Raw genomic sequence first — 14,672 nt, forward strand, 5'->3', positions numbered from 1 at the left:
TCCAGAAGCGGACCTGCCGTAGATGGCCGCTACAAACCTAATCGGCGACCGCTGCTTCCTGAAAGTCCCCTTGCCTTTCGCCGCTGTCAGAGCGACGGGATATTCGGTACCGGCCAGGCGATACGCCGTGATGTCGATGGAATAACTTCGAAAACGCCGCCGCTGTCTCGTAGCCGACCCGGCTGGCAATCCGCGCAATGGGCTCATCGCTGGTTTCCAGCAGGAACGCTGCTTCCGCCATCCGGCGTTCGATCACATAACGGTGCATGGACTGGCCGACGAGCTTGGTAAAGCGCGCCGAAAATGCCGAACGTCCGAGCCCCATGCGGCGGCCAAGGTCGCTCAGCGTCCAGGGCCGCTCCGGGTTTTCGTGAATCAGCTTGAGTGCCGGCCCGATATGCGGGTCGGATATGGCCCCGAGCCAGCCGCCTTGTCCGGGGCTGAGAGACGCGATCCAGCTTCGGAGCACCTCGACAAAGAGCACCTCCGTCAGTCGTGAAAGCGCGACGCGTTGGCCAGGACGTTCGAGCGCGGACTCGCTGACCATCCGGCGCAGGATTGCTTCAAGCCAACCCCGGTCCGCCGCCGGCTTCAGCAAGAGCACGGGCGGAAGCAACTCCAGCACGCTGCCAAACAGCGGCCGTGACGCCGTGAAATGGCCGCAGATCAAGCTCGAGAGCGGCTTTGCACCGCTGCCGTGACGAATGACGCCAAGACGTGGCGACGATCGATCGATACCCATGATCCGCAAAGGCTTGGCCCGGCGATCCGAATAAAACACATGGGGCTCTCCGCGCGTGATGACGACAAGATCGCCCTCGGTCATCTGGATTTCGTGTCCCTGTCCGAGCGCGAGGGTCGCTGAGCCCTGGCTGAGATAATGAAACAGAGCGTAGGGGCGCGCCGGCAACTCAAGATGCCAGGGATGGCCGAGCTCGAAGTGAAAGAGCAGCGTCCCGCCGAGACGAACGCGATCGAGCACTTGGGCGAGTATATCCATGTCGCCGACATTAGATCGGTGGACGATCGGACACAATATCCGGACGATTGATCTCTATCGTCCGAAAGGTCGGCAAACTAGGTCATGTCACGGCGGGCCGACGTCACGTACGGCGACCATTTCGCCAACGGCAGATGGAAGAACCGCGACCTAGCTGGAAACGCCTGTCCATTCCACCGGACTGTGTTCGTCCGACATGCCAACAGGAACAATCAATGCGAAACATCCTCCTCTCAGCCGCCACCGTACTCCTCGCCGGAACGACATTGGTCGGCTCGGTCCATTCCGCCGAACTGCCCAAGGGAGCAGCCCGCAACATCGTGCTCGTGCACGGCGCTTTCGTGGACCAGACGAGCTGGCAGCCCGTTGCTGATATTCTCTCGAAGAAAGGCTACAACGTCACGCTCGTCGAAAATCCGCTCACCTCCCTTGTTGCTGACGTCGATGCCACCAAACAGGCGCTCGCGAAGGAGGACGGCAAAACCGTTCTCGTCGGCCACTCCTGGGGTGGCGTGGTCATCACGGAAGCCGGCAACGATCCCAAGGTGTCGGCGCTGGTCTACGTCTCCGCTTTCGCGCCCGACGTGGGACAATCTCTGGCGACCCTCGCCAACAGTGGTCCGCCAACCGAAGGCGCCGCAGCGATTCATCCTGACGCCAAAGGCAACCTCTACATCGATCCCAAAGTGTTTCCGTCAGCCGTTGCGGCTGACCTTCCTCCCGAAATCGCTGCGCACCTGGCCAACTCGCAGCTTCCATTGAACCATGTCGCGTTCGAAGCCCCCGTCGACGTGACCGCCTGGCGCGACAAGCCAACGTTCTACGTGATCAGTACCAAGGACAAGGTCATCGCACCCGAGGCCCAAAAGCTTTTCGCAGCCAGGATGAAGGCGCAGACGACGGAAGTCGCCGGCAGTCATGCTTCGCTCGTCGTTCATGCCAAGGACGTCGCGGCGGTGATCGAAAAGGCCACACTCGCGAAGTGACGGTACCGCTCCCGGCGCGTTGGTGCCGGGAGCGCTCACGCCTAGAGAATGCAGACACATCGGACCGCGGAAGGTCGCGGTCGCTGTGCCGCACTGGTCCCCCCACTCGATTACTCATGCCAAGCATCCGGAGGATGAGATGACTCAACTCGACATCGCAAGCCAGGACACCGCTACGCTCGAAACGGTCCCGACCCGTTACGTCGAAGGCCACGGCATCCGCTTCGCCTATCGCCGCCTCGGTCCGGCGACCGGAACGCCGCTGGTGCTCCTGCAGCACTTCTCGGGCAACATCGACGCATGGGACCCCGCGGTCGTCAATGCTCTCGCCATCGATCGTCCGGTCATCGCGTTCGACAATGCCGGGGTCGGTCGCTCCACTGGCCAAACGCCGGACAATATCCCAGCGATGGCCAGGGATGCAGTCGCTTTCATCAACCTGCTTGGCCTTTCCGAGGTCGACCTGCTGGGCTTTTCTCTCGGCGGCTGCGTCGCCCAACAGATCGCCGCCGAGCACGACCGGCTGGTCCGCAAGCTCATCCTCGTCGGCACCGCGCCGAAAGGCGGAGAGGAACACCTGTTAGCGGTTCTGCAGCAGGCGTTTTCCCAAACCCATGCGCCGGACCCCCGCCTGCCGCTGTTCTTCACGAAGTCGTCCGCCAGTCAGTCGTCTGGTTTGGCCTTCCTGAAGCGGACGAAGGTGCGCAAGGACGACCGGGACACCGATAACGGCAGCGCGGTAACCGATCCGCAGGCCAAGGCGCTGATTACCTGGTGCGCCACGCCTGATCCCGAGCACGCCCTTCTGCGCGCCATCCGCCAGCCCTCTCTTGTGGTCAGCGGCAGCCACGACACCATGCTGCCCGCGAGCAACGCCTAAGCAATGTTCAAGGAGCTAAGCAACGCTCAGCTGGTCCTCTATCCCGATTCAGGGCACGGCGCGCTGTTTCAGCACCACGAGATGTTCGTCAGCCACGTCCGGACCTTCCTGGATGCAAGGCCCGCGACGGCGTGACTCCCGGCGCGTTCCGACGCGATCGGACGCACTTCATCCTTGAGAGTTGTTACGGAGGACCAATGACAATCGCTAAATTCGAGGTGGAGCGTTTCAGCCTCACGAGCTCAAAACCATTCGACACTGTTGTGGCCGCGCTCAAGTCGGCGGTCGGGCAACCCGACACGGTCGAATTCTTCAACGAGACGAGGGCGACAAATTCCTTCCCGGATTTGCAACGCGTTGTACAACGCGGTCTCGGCCGAACGGACCTTATGCTCTTCGCGGAGTTCGACCTGGGCGACATTCTGCGTCGCGAAACCGGCTCTGAGACGCCCAAGATCGTTCGGCTTGTGATCGGCAATCCACTCATCATGAAAGAAATGGTCAGGCACGTGCCCGATGCTGGATCGTACGCTCCGGTCACACTGCTCATTGATGAGCGTCCCGATGGCGTGCACGTCTCTTATGACAAAATGGAGAGTTATCTGCGGCCCTACGGCAGCTCGGAAGCTCTTGCCATCGCTAAAGATCTCGATGCGAAAATCACGACCTTGCTGTGCGAATGCGCGAGCTAAAACGCCCCCAGAGAGCTGACACGTAGCGGACATGACGGGCCAGCCGCTTGGGGCCATTTTGCGTCATTGATCCACTCGGTCGTGAAAAAGTCTCACAATGAGCTCGGCGTCGTCGGCTCCCTGCAATCTGTCTCGCTCCCATTTTCGGGATGTGCGCTCTAAGCGGCGGCGATGAGCGCAGCCGCAAGTTCCTGTGGCTGGTCCAGCATCACATTGTGGCCGCAGTCGAAACTGACAAACTGCCAGCCTGGATCATCCTTGAAGCGTGCGGCGAATTCCTGGAACAGTGACGGCCCCCAGCCGACGGCAGGCATGTAGACGCGCTTCGGCACTTCCCAGCCACCGACTTCGAGCTTCTACTCGAGTGTCGCCAGCGACTGCTTGACGCTCATTGCATCGACCCAGTCGGCGTCCTGGGCGTTGACAGCCAAAGCGGCGGCCGGAATGGGCGAGACCTTGTAACCTTCGCCGTTTTGCGCGGCGTCGTCACGCATTTGTTGCGATAACTGGGCCGGCAGATAGTCCATGAGAGACTTGCCGTTCTCGGGCACAAAGGCGTCAAGGTAGACCAGGGAACGGATCTTCGCCGCGATCTGTTGGGCGACGCCGGTGATGACCATGCCGCCATACGAGTGGCCACACAACACAACGTCCGACAATCCTTCGCAGCGGATCACACCGGCGACGTCCTGGACGTGCGTGTCGAGATCAATCGCGCGGTTCATCAGGTGAGCACGCTCGCCCAGGCCGGTCAAGGTTGGCGTGTAGACCTCGTGTCCGGCCTGACGCAACAGCCGCGCCACGCGCTTGTAGCACCAGCCGCCATACCAAGCGCCGTGAACGAGAACAAACGTAGTCATATAGCGATGCTCCAGCTAATCCGAGCACTCGTCTTGGGGCTCGCAAGTTACGGCAATACTTCAGATCAAGTGAAACGCATTTCAAGCGTAACAGAACCGCTCTATCGCTCAGGCAGCGGGATTGCAGATGCGACGGCCCCATCGGGCTAAGGGAAATCTCGGCTCAGGGTCAAAAGCGCCGCTTAGAAGGTTGATCAGTCACTTCCGGTCTATCCCGATAAACAGACCAATTTCAGAACCCGCGCGGACTTCGCATCAGACCGGCGGAAAGTCCGCTCCTGCATTCTGCGCTGTCGCGATCGAACTTTATTGATCTGCTCATCCACCTTTTAACCCTTTCGAAGTAGACAATGGAGTCAGGCAGCGGCGGTGCATATGATGAGTGGCGAAGACCCTGTTACCAGCTTCCTCAATGTCGATCTCGACATACGTGGCAATGCCCGCGACGTTGCAGATTTCTTGAATTCGCTCGACTCCTCCGTCGTTGTGCTTAATGGCCCCGGCCAAGAAGTATCCCTGGAGCTTGCTAAGGATCATTCCACACTCGAAGAAGCCGTATTGGGTCTAGTTGAATTTGTCAGCGCACTTCAACCTGAACGCAAGGATATCTGGGACCGGCTTGACTTTCGGAGGCTCAACGTGGGCATCCAGGCTGCTTGCAAGCCTCACGCGGCGCTGTTTGCCATCTCGGCTAAGGCACTTGAAATGGCGGCGGCTCTTCGATTTGAAATCCTTTTTACAGTTTATGCGCCGGTAAAAACATGATCTCTCATTGGATTGCAGTGATCGTATTGCTCCTATTCGTTGCAGGTGGAATGGCGTTGGCTTGGCCGCATCGAAAGAAGTCAAGGGCGGGCCTTGGGGCAGATGTCAATGGCCCCGGCCCGGCGATAGATAGCGGAGATCATCATTATTCTAGTGGGGATGGTTTTTCTGCACATGACTAATTGAGCATGGGCTAAAGATGAATCCAACGGCGACATCGCAAACTTGGCGTCATATGAACGAAGCCGCCAACTGAGGCGGCCTTTTGGGGGATCGCATGGCTTGGGTCGGTTCGATTATCCTGCTCGCACTCGCGTTGGGCCTGTCTTGGGTTACTCTCGAAGTTTACCGGACAGGCCTTCCCTTCAATGACAAGTTTTGGCTGACGGTAATCAGCCTACTGCTCTGGGCAGGTTTTATTTGGTGTCTCGATAAAGCCAGTAACCCGCGGCGCTCTCGCAGGTAGCATGGGCATACCAGCGCGAACGAATTGGAGCCCCAGGTCAAATGTGGATGGCACCCGCAAGCTCGGTCCGGTCTACGCCTCTTAGGGGACGTACTTTGCTCACTAGCTGGAATCTGGTTGCCCAGTCCTGAGATCCAGCAGATGTGATTCCAGCCACTTGCGGACGAGCTAGGGGACGTACTTTGCTCGGCGCTGCAGTGACGTCTTGTCGTTCCAGGCCGTAGGGTGGGCAAAGCGAAGCGTGCCCACCTTTCTTGCACCGCCCGTGGATGGTGGGCACGCTTCGCTTTGCCACCCTACGTAACTGTCTCCTTCCGTCATTGCGAGCGCAGCGAAGCAATCCATGCGTCCGCTTGTGGAGAGATGGATTGCTTCGTCGCTGCGCTCCTCGCAATGACGGAGTTGCGTGGCGCAGTCCTCGCACAAAAACAAAAGGCCCGCGCATTGCGCGGGCCTTTATCGTTGAGAGGTTCGCTTCTCAGAACACGTTCGCGAACAGCACGTAGAGCGAAGCCGACAGCATGATCGCGGCGGGCAGCGTCAGCACCCAGGCCATCACCATGTTGCGGATGGTCGCGACCTGCAGGCCCGAACCGTTGGCGGCCATGGCGCCGGCAACGCCCGATGACAGCACGTGCGTGGTGGACACCGGCAGGCCGAAAGTATCGGCCGCGAAGATCGTGCCGGCGGCGACGAGTTCGGCGGAGGCGCCCTGCGCGTAGGTCAGGTGGGTCTTGCCGATCTTTTCGCCGACCGTGATCACGATCCGCTTCCAGCCGATCATGGTGCCGAGGCCGAGCGCAATCGCGACCGCGATCTTCACCCAGGTCGGGATGAATTTGGTCGCGCTGTCGAGCGAGGCCTTGTAGGCGTTCAGCGTCGCGATGTCTTCCTTGCTGAGGTCGCTCTCCTTGTCCTTCATCAGGAAGCGGATCGCTTCCGAAATCAGGTACATGTCGTTGCGGGTGTTGCCGACGGCTTCCGCGGGCACCTTGGTCAGCGAGCCGTACTTCATCACCTGGTTGCTGACATCCTGTACCAGCACCGCGAGCGAGGGGAAGGTGCCCTCATTGAGGTGGTGCAGCGAGATGTACTGCGTCACGGCCGGACGGGGATCGCCGATAATGCTGTGACCGGCGCCCTTCGCCGCGATCACCTTGGAGGCGGCTTCCGAGTTCTTCTGGAACTGGGCGATCTGGGATTCCGGCAGCGCGCGGTTCAGCGCATAGGCGGTCGGTACGGTGCCGATCAGGATCAGCATGATCAGGCCCATGCCCTTCTGCCCGTCGTTGGAGCCGTGCGCGAAGCTGACGCCGGTGCAGGTCAGGATCAGCAGGCCGCGGATCCAGAGCGGCGGCGCCTTGTTGCCTTCGGGCGCGGCATAGAGCGCAGGGTTGCGCACCATCATCTTGAGCACGAGCAGGAGTATCGCGGCGCAGACGAAGCCGACCAGCGGCGACAGCAAGAGCGCGTAGCCGATCTCGGTGGCCTTGCTCCAGTCGACGCCGGAAGTGCCATCGCGGCCGCGCATCAGCGCATCAGCGCATTGGCGATGCCGACGCCGATGATCGAGCCGATCAGCGTGTGCGAGGACGAGGCCGGCAGGCCGAAATACCAGGTGCCGAGATTCCACAGGATCGCGGCGATCAACAGCGCGAACACCATGGCGAAGCCGGCGCTGGAACCGACCTGCAGAATCAGCTCGACCGGCAGGAGCGAGATGATGCCGAATGCGACCGCGCCAGACGAGAGCAGCACGCCGAGGAAGTTGAAGAAGCCCGACCACATCACCGCGACTTCGGCGGGCAGCGAATGCGTGTAGATCACGGTCGCGACCGCGTTGGCGGTGTCGTGGAAGCCGTTGACGAATTCAAAGCCGAGCGCAATCAAGAGCGCAACGAACAGCAGGATGTAGGGCAAGAAGGTGGTGACGCGGGTGCCGGTGGCATCGACGTCGGAATAGATGCTGTAGGCAACGAACAGCAATCCCGCCGCGAGGATGCCGAAGAAGAGGATCATCGTCAGCGGATTGAAGCCCTTATCGAGATTTGGCCTTGAAGCCGGCTGAATCGGTCTTTCGTCGCGTACTGAAGTATTGAGTGCAAAATCGGTCATTCTGACGCCCCGTCAAAATACGGAAGGAGGCCCTTAGTCTTGACCATTGACTTGAAGGTTAGATGACAGCCGTAGTTTGCTTGAATGAAACGCGTGTCGCAACGGTGCTTGAGTGTTGCATCGATGATCGTCTGTCACGCGCGCTCGCGACATGAATGTTGACCATTCACATGACGAGCCATGCGCGCAGCGAAGGTGTGTGATGGAAAGGAAGCGGTCGGGCGCTGCCTGACGCCGGGGCTGTGGCGCCGCGGCAGCGCGCCGACCTCATGGGAACGTCATTGGCGTGAACAAGACGCCCCAAACTCCCCCTGTAATAGGAGAGTATTATCCATCAATGTAAGGTTGTAAATAGATATCAGTCTTATCAACGGCTTGATATTTGCAGTGCTATGCATGGTGCCATGCTTATGCCGCAGCCCGTGCGCGTTTCCTCAATAGTTCCGCGGCGATCTTCAGATCTTCGACAAAGCGTTGATATTCCCGCGCTTTCGCATCCTCATCGGGCAGCCGCAGCAGATAGGAAGGATGCACCGTCACCAGCGCCTTGACGCCTTCGAGATCGATCAGGCGGCCGCGGTTCTTGTTGATCGGCGTAAGCCTGTTGAACACGCATTGGGCAGCAGTCGCGCCCATCGCCACCACCAGGTCCGGTTTGATCGATGCGAGTTCCCGCTCATACCATTGGCGGCAGGCCTTGATCTCCGGCGTATTCGGCTTCTGGTGCAGGCGGATCTTGCCGCGCGGCACAAATTTGAAATGCTTCACCGCATTGGTGACGTAGACCTTCTTGCGGTCGATGCCGGCCTCTTCAAGCGCGCGGTCGAGCATTTGTCCGGCGGGACCGACGAACGGCTTTCCGGCGAGATCTTCCTTGTCGCCCGGCTGCTCGCCGACCAGCATCACCTGTGCGCTTTGCGGGCCTTCGCCGAACACGGTCTGGGTCGCGTGCTCATAGAGATGGCAGGCGCGGCAATCCGCGGCTTCGTCCCGCAGCGCACTCAGGCGGTCGGCGTGGCGGATCATGGTTGGTTCCGGTGGCGTAACACTTTCGCTTGCGGGCTTAATCGTCGAAGCCTCGGGTGAGTTCCTCGATTGCTTCGCTGCCAGCCGCGCCGGGTTGAAGATAACAGCGTAATGACGCTGCCAGATCTCCTCCAGCCGATGGCCTGCGGGCATCCCGGCCTCGCTGATGCCTGGCGTGATCGACACCGCATGTCCATCCCAATGCGCGCAGACATCTGATGTGAGGATCGACCAGGGCATGTCGGCAAAGCGGCTCGCGAAGAAGGGCGCGGCCAGTTCCACGACATGGTGCTGCGGCTCGAACCAGGCGACGAAATGCGATGTGTGCTCGCGCCCGATCTCGCGGAAGCGGATCGACGTCCGCATCCGCTGTGCCTCGTGATGCACGGCCTTCGCCATCGCATGGATACGCGCGACGTCAGGATCGTCAGCGACGTCGAGCAGGTCATGATCGCGGTGCAGGCGCCACAACAGGCGATAGAGCAGGGCGAAGCGCTCGGCATCGCGATGCAGGATCGCGGTCTTCGCCAGCTCGACGAATTTGGCCGGCACGTTGAACGTGCCGTGCGGCGGCTCGAGCGGCGGTTCGGCCGTCGATGTTTCGGGCTGATCGGGCCCGTGGCCGCGCACCGTCCAGGTCACGTCGGCCGGCGTCACGTCGTTCAATACCAGCGTCCGCGCCGCCGAGCGCCAGCCGTCGAAATCAGTCTCGCTGCCCAGGATGATGTGGTGCATGGCACTTACTCTCCCTCCTGTCATGCCCGGGCTTGATCGGGTCATGAAGGTCTTGATCAATCCCATTGATTTCATTCATGAATTTATCCCGTTACCAATCCGATTGACTCCTCCCGCATAGTTGGCTTTATATTAGAACATACCATGAACAATTGGGCCAGCTTCTGGTTTCTCCCTTAAGCCAGCAGCGGCCCCGATATCTTCCTTAAGGAGCGGCGCATGACGAGCGCACGCCTGAGCACGCTTGCGTCCTTGCGCGGGCGCATTGAACGCATTGAGACATCCAATGAAGCGCATGCGCTGCAGCGGATCGCGCTGGGACATGCCGGCGCCGATGCGATGCTCAAGGGCGGGCTTGCGAGAGCCGCGGTGCACGAAGTGTTTGCCGAGGGCCACCAGGGCGCTTCCGCCACCGGCTTCATCGCAGGGCTCGCCGGCCGTCTTGCCGCGCGAAAGCCGCTGGTCTGGGTGCGGCAGGATTTTTCCGAAATCGAATCCGGCGCACTGTCGATGAACGGCTTGTCCGAGCTCGGCCTCGATCCGCGCCTCCTCGTCACCGTGCGCGCCGCCGACATCGACAATGCGTTGCGCACCACGGCCGATGCGCTCGCCTGCGACGCGCTTGGTGCCGTCATCATGGAAGTCTGGGGCGATGCGCGGCAGCTCGATCTGGTCGCCAGCCGCAAGCTGACGCTCGCCTCGCAATCATCAGGCGTCCCCGCGTTGCTGCTGCGTCTGGCGGCGACGCCGCTTCCGTCCACCGCGGAAACCCGATGGATCGTGCGCGCGGCGCATTCGCCGCCGGGCGCCAGTTGGAGCGCGTGGGGCGCGCCTCTGTTCGATGCGCAGCTCGTTCGCAATCGTCATGGCCCGGTCGGGCGATGGATCATGGAATGGAAATGTGATGAGTGCCTTTTCAGCGAACCGTCGGCGTATCCTCAGCCTGTGGCTGCCGCGCCTGCCCATCGATCGGATCAAGCGGCAACTGGCTCGCACCGCCTCGCCAGTTGAAACACGCGAGCTGTCCGAACTCCCTCTCCCGCAAGCGGGAGAGGTGGAAGTGCCGAGCGTTGTCGTCATCAAGGAACACAACGCGCTGGTGATCCACTCCCTCGACGACATCGCCGCGCGAAGCGGCCTGTCGGCTGGCCTGCCATTGGCCAATGCCCGCGCGATCTGCCCGGAACTGACGGTCTATGATGCCGACGAAATCGCGGATGCCAGGACGATCAACGACATCGCCGACTGGTGCGACCGCTTCACACCTCTGGTGGCGCTCGATCCGCCCTCAGGTCTCTTCCTCGATATCACCGGCTGCGCCCATCTGTTCGGCGGCGAGCGTGCGATGCTGCAGATCATCTGCGGCGCTCTCGCAAGACGCGGCTTTGCCGTCAGTGGCGCGATCGCGGCCACCTCGGTCTGCGCGCGCACGCTGACGCGGCATTCGTCTGGCCGGATCATCGAGGATGGTGCGGAAGCCGAGGCGGTCGCCCCGTTGCCGATCTCGGCATTGGGGGCCGATGATGCGATCACCAAGGGCCTGCGCCGCGCCGGCTTGAAGACGATCGGCGATGTCGCCGCCCGCGCGCGCCACGAGATCGCGGCGCGTTTCGGCGCGGCCTTCACCACGCGGCTCGAGCATGCGCTGGGGCAGGGCGATGCGCCGATCAGCCCGCGCAAGCCATTGCCTGACTACATCGTCGAGAAGCGTTTTCCCGAGCCGGTCACGACCGAGCCCATGATCGCGATGACGCTGCAGAACCTCGCCAGGATGCTGGTCCAGGCGATGGACAAGCAGGGCAAGGGCGCGCGGAAGCTGGAAGCAGGCTTCTTCCGCACCGACGGCGCGGTACGCACGCTTGCCGTCGAGACCGGGCGCGCGGTGACGAAGCCCGAAGTGATCGACCGCCTGTTCCGCGAGCGGCTCGACGCACTCAACGATCCCCTCGATCCCGGCTTCGGCTTCGACCTGATCCGCCTGTCCGCTGGCCGTACCGAGATCGTGGTGCAGCAGCAGCGCGATCTCGATGCCCATGTCCACGACAATGATGAGCTTGCCGCGCTGATCGACCGCATCGCCGCCCGCATCGGGGGCAAGCGTGTGGTCGTGCACCTGCCGGAGGACACCCACATCCCCGAGCGCGCAGCGCTTGCCGCACCGGCACAGCATCATCTGGCCGCGGCATCGCAAGCCGTCTGGCCCGCGCGCGCCGAAGGCGAGCCGCCACTGCGTCCCCTGCGACTGTTCGAAAGGCCGGAGCCGATCAAGGTGCCGTTCGCCACCGTGCCGGATGGACCGCCGCATCGCTTCACCTGGCGGCGTGCCACGCATCAGGTGGTGCGGGTCGAGGGTCCCGAGCGCATCGCCATGGAATGGTGGCAGCGGGATGGGAAGGTGCTGACGCGCGACTATTTCCGCGTCGAGGACGAGCAGGGCCTGCGCTTCTGGATCTTTCGCGATGGCCTTTACGACAGCGAACTGATCGACGAAGACGGCAAGCCCGTTCCCGCCAACTGGTTCGTGCATGGGCTGTTCGCATGATGGAACCGGCGCCCGATTATGCCGAGATCGGCATATCAAGCAATTTCTCCTTCCTGCGCGGCGGATCGGATCCGCGCGCCTATGTGCATCAGGCGAGCATTCTTCGCATTCCCGTGATCGGGCTTGCCGATCACAACACGCTCGCCGGCGTGGTGCGCGCCTACAAGGAGCTCGAGAATTCAAAAGTAACGCACCCGCCCAAGCTCCTGATCGGTTCGCGCATCGTGTTCATGGATGGCACGCCTGACATCCTGGTCTATCCGCGCGACCGCGCGGCTTACGGCCGACTGTGCCAGCTCCTCACCCGCGGCAAACGGGGCGATGACATCAAGCGGATCGAAAAAGGCGAATGCCATCTGAAGCTGAACGACCTCCTGGACTTCGCCGAAGGCCAGCTCCTGGTGCTGTCATTGCCGCATCGTTTCGAGACGGCCAAGGCGCTCGATCTGCTCGCGCGGCTGAAGGCGAGTCGCGCTGAGGGCGTCTGGCTCGCCGCAAGCCTGCTCTATCGCGGCGACGACAAGCGCCGCCTGGCACGATTACATCATCTTGCGACCAAAGCCGATGTGCCGCTGCTCGCGACCAACGAAGTGCTCTATCACCATCCCGCGCGCCGCCCGCTGCAGGACGTGCTCACCTGCATCAGGGAGAAGACGACGATCGATGCGATCGGCAAAAGGCTGGAAGCCAATGCCGAGCGGCATCTGAAACCTGCGCACGAGATGGCGCGGCTGTTCCGCGATTTTCCCGACGCGATCGCCGAGACCATGCGTTTTGCCGACCGCATCACCTTCTCGCTCGACCAGCTCAAATATCAGTATCCTGATGAACCGGTGCCGCCGGGCAAGACCGCGCAGCAGCATCTCGAAGACCTGACCTGGGCCGGCGTCGACCATTATTTTGGCGGCAAGATCGATGAGAAGCTCCGCGCCACCCTGCACAAGGAGCTCGCGCTGATCGCCGAGCTGAAATACGCGCATTATTTCCTGACCGTGCACGACATCGTCCGTTACGCGCGCAGCCAGAACATTCTATGCCAGGGGCGGGGATCGGCGGCGAACTCCGCGGTCTGCTATGTGCTCGGCATCACCTCGGTCGATCCGACCAAGGTCGATCTCCTGTTCGAGCGCTTCATCTCGAAAGAGCGCTTGGAGCCACCCGACATCGACGTCGATTTCGAGCATTCGCGGCGCGAGGAGGTGATGCAATATGTCTATCGTCGTTACGGCCGGCACCGCGCCGCGATCATCGCGACCGTCATCCATTATCGTCCGCGCAGCGCGATCCGCGACGTCGGCAAGGCGCTGGGGCTGACGGAGGATGTCACGGCCGCGCTCGCCGATACCGTGTGGGGAAGCTGGGGCAAGGGCCTCAACGACATGCAGGTGCGGCAGGCGGGACTCGACCCGAGGAACGCGATGATCGGGCTCGCCGTCGATCTCGCCACCGAGCTGATCGAATTCCCGCGCCACCTCTCGCAGCATGTCGGCGGCTATGTGCTGACGCAGGACCGGCTCGACACCTATGTGCCGATCGGCAATGCCGCGATGGAGGATCGCACCTTCATCGAATGGGACAAGGACGACGTCGACGCGCTCAACATGATGAAGGTCGACGTGCTGGCGCTGGGCATGCTGACCTGCATCCGCAAGAGCTTTGACTTGATCGCGAAGCACAAGGGTGAGCGCTGGGAGCTTGCGACCGTCCCGCAGGACGACGAAAAAGTCTACGACATGCTGTGCCGCGGTGAATCGCTCGGCGTATTTCAGGTCGAGAGCCGCGCGCAGATGAACATGCTGCCGCGACTGAAGCCGCGGACCTTCTATGATCTTGTCATCGAGGTCGCGATCGTGCGCCCGGGACCGATCCAGGGCGACATGGTGCATCCCTATCTGCGCCGCCGCAAAATGAAACCCGAAGATATCGAGTATCCGTACCCCAAAGGCGGCAACAAGGATGAATTGCGCAATGTCCTGCACAAGACCCTTGGGGTACCGCTGTTTCAGGAACAAGCGATGCGGATTGCAATCGAGGCTGCGGGATTCACGTCAGAAGAAGCCAATGGATTGCGTCGTGCGATGGCCACCTTCCGCAACGTCGGCACCATCGGCAATTTCGAAGAGAAGCTGATCGGCAATATGGTCAGGCGCGGTTACGACCCCGTCTTCGCACAAAATTGCTTCGAGCAGATCAAGGGCTTCGGTTCCTACGGCTTCCCGGAAAGCCATGCCGCGAGTTTTGCCCAACTCGTCTACATCTCCTCCTGGCTTAAATGTCATCATCCCGACGCTTTCTGCTGCGCGCTGCTTAACTCACAGCCGATGGGCTTTTACGCCCCCGCGCAGATCGTCGGCGACGCCCGCAAGAATGGCGTCGAGGTTCGCGAGATCGACGTATCCTACAGCTTCGCCCAGAACACCCTGGAAGAGCGCAGCGGCGACCATTGCGCCGTCCGCCTCGGTTTCCGCCAGATCGACGGTTTCAACTGGAAGGACCCGGACGAAGAGAGGCTGAAACAGCAGCAGGCGTTATTCCGGGAGGTGCCAGCGCTCCCTCTCCCGCAAGCGGCAGAGGTGGAGCCTCCCTTGGAACCCAACGACTGGGC

Annotated in this window: 11 protein-coding genes and 2 pseudogenes; 8 read left to right on the forward strand and 5 right to left on the reverse strand. The window is 61.5% G+C overall.

The features are described from left to right. Window positions 1-37 precede the first annotated feature (37 nt). The gene (locus CWO89_RS29215) at window positions 38-982 is read right to left on the reverse strand and encodes an AraC family transcriptional regulator (protein ID WP_245476632.1); all 945 of its coding nucleotides are present in this window, start codon (window positions 980-982) and stop codon (window positions 38-40) included. On the opposite strand from CWO89_RS29215, the gene CWO89_RS48935 reads away from it, so the two are divergent. The 4 genes and pseudogenes from CWO89_RS48935 to CWO89_RS29230 all read left to right on the forward strand — a co-directional run bounded on the left by CWO89_RS48935 (window position 926) and on the right by CWO89_RS29230 (window position 3,558). Further along, the gene (locus CWO89_RS48935) at window positions 926-1,051 is read left to right on the forward strand and encodes a hypothetical protein (RefSeq protein WP_283813558.1); all 126 of its coding nucleotides are present in this window, start codon (window positions 926-928) and stop codon (window positions 1,049-1,051) included. The two genes, CWO89_RS29215 and CWO89_RS48935, sit on opposite strands and share 57 nt — an antisense overlap. 164 nt (window positions 1,052-1,215) lie before the next feature. After that, a complete protein-coding gene (locus tag CWO89_RS29220) occupies window positions 1,216-1,986 on the forward strand; it encodes an alpha/beta fold hydrolase (RefSeq protein ID WP_130582057.1) in 771 nt (256 codons plus the stop codon). A gap of 139 nt (window positions 1,987-2,125) precedes the next feature. After that, a pseudogene (locus CWO89_RS29225) lies at window positions 2,126-3,001 on the forward strand (alpha/beta fold hydrolase). 62 nt (window positions 3,002-3,063) lie between these two features. Beyond that, window positions 3,064-3,558, forward strand: a complete 495-nt coding sequence (locus tag CWO89_RS29230) for a DUF302 domain-containing protein (protein ID WP_130582058.1) — start codon at window positions 3,064-3,066, stop codon at window positions 3,556-3,558. A gap of 158 nt (window positions 3,559-3,716) precedes the next feature. Here CWO89_RS29230 and CWO89_RS47165 read toward each other — a convergent pair whose 3' ends face one another. After that, entirely contained in the window at window positions 3,717-3,890 is a 174-nt protein-coding gene (locus CWO89_RS47165; protein WP_207234595.1) for a hypothetical protein, read from the reverse strand. Window positions 3,891-3,914: 24 nt separating this feature from the next. Further along, window positions 3,915-4,418 (reverse strand): alpha/beta fold hydrolase, encoded by a 504-nt coding sequence (locus tag CWO89_RS29235; protein WP_207234596.1) that lies wholly within the window; start codon window positions 4,416-4,418, stop codon window positions 3,915-3,917. A gap of 378 nt (window positions 4,419-4,796) precedes the next feature. Here CWO89_RS29235 and CWO89_RS29240 point away from each other — a divergent pair, with 378 nt between their 5' ends. Continuing rightward, window positions 4,797-5,183, forward strand: a complete 387-nt coding sequence (locus tag CWO89_RS29240; RefSeq protein WP_130582059.1) for a hypothetical protein — start codon at window positions 4,797-4,799, stop codon at window positions 5,181-5,183. Window positions 5,184-6,127: 944 nt separating this feature from the next. Here CWO89_RS29240 and CWO89_RS29245 read toward each other — a convergent pair. Continuing rightward, window positions 6,128-7,764: pseudogene (locus CWO89_RS29245) on the reverse strand (inorganic phosphate transporter). 408 nt (window positions 7,765-8,172) lie between these two features. Next, the gene (locus tag CWO89_RS29250; RefSeq protein WP_130582060.1) at window positions 8,173-9,525 is read right to left on the reverse strand and encodes a UdgX family uracil-DNA binding protein; all 1,353 of its coding nucleotides are present in this window, start codon (window positions 9,523-9,525) and stop codon (window positions 8,173-8,175) included. Between the two features lie 219 nt (window positions 9,526-9,744). On the opposite strand from CWO89_RS29250, the gene CWO89_RS29255 reads away from it, so the two are divergent. The 3 genes from CWO89_RS29255 to CWO89_RS29265 all read left to right on the forward strand — a co-directional run. Continuing rightward, window positions 9,745-10,536 (forward strand): ImuA family protein, encoded by a 792-nt coding sequence (locus CWO89_RS29255; protein WP_130582061.1) that lies wholly within the window; start codon window positions 9,745-9,747, stop codon window positions 10,534-10,536. Further along, complete coding sequence (locus CWO89_RS29260) at window positions 10,430-12,067, forward strand: Y-family DNA polymerase (protein WP_130582062.1); 1,638 nt, start codon at window positions 10,430-10,432, stop codon at window positions 12,065-12,067. The genes CWO89_RS29255 and CWO89_RS29260 overlap by 107 nt, the downstream gene beginning before the upstream one ends. Further along, on the forward strand, window positions 12,064-14,672 hold a 2,609-nt coding region (locus CWO89_RS29265), incomplete at its 3' end, for an error-prone DNA polymerase (RefSeq protein ID WP_130582063.1). The genes CWO89_RS29260 and CWO89_RS29265, both read left to right, overlap by 4 nt.

Origin of the sequence: Bradyrhizobium sp. Leo170 (assembly GCF_004296405.1) — a bacterium.
Classification (GTDB): domain Bacteria; phylum Pseudomonadota; class Alphaproteobacteria; order Rhizobiales; family Xanthobacteraceae; genus Bradyrhizobium.

Coding starts and splice junctions, on each gene's coding strand:
- CWO89_RS48935 (WP_283813558.1), top strand. CDS start 926: ATGGCCGAGCTCGAAGTGAAAGAGCAGCGTCCCGCCGAGACGAACGCG.
- CWO89_RS29220 (WP_130582057.1), top strand. CDS start 1,216: ATGCGAAACATCCTCCTCTCAGCCGCCACCGTACTCCTCGCCGGAACG.
- CWO89_RS29230 (WP_130582058.1), top strand. CDS start 3,064: ATGACAATCGCTAAATTCGAGGTGGAGCGTTTCAGCCTCACGAGCTCA.
- CWO89_RS29235 (WP_207234596.1), bottom strand. CDS start 4,418: ATGACTACGTTTGTTCTCGTTCACGGCGCTTGGTATGGCGGCTGGTGC.
- CWO89_RS29240 (WP_130582059.1), top strand. CDS start 4,797: ATGAGTGGCGAAGACCCTGTTACCAGCTTCCTCAATGTCGATCTCGAC.
- CWO89_RS29250 (WP_130582060.1), bottom strand. CDS start 9,525: ATGCACCACATCATCCTGGGCAGCGAGACTGATTTCGACGGCTGGCGC.
- CWO89_RS29255 (WP_130582061.1), top strand. CDS start 9,745: ATGACGAGCGCACGCCTGAGCACGCTTGCGTCCTTGCGCGGGCGCATT.
- CWO89_RS29260 (WP_130582062.1), top strand. CDS start 10,430: ATGAGTGCCTTTTCAGCGAACCGTCGGCGTATCCTCAGCCTGTGGCTG.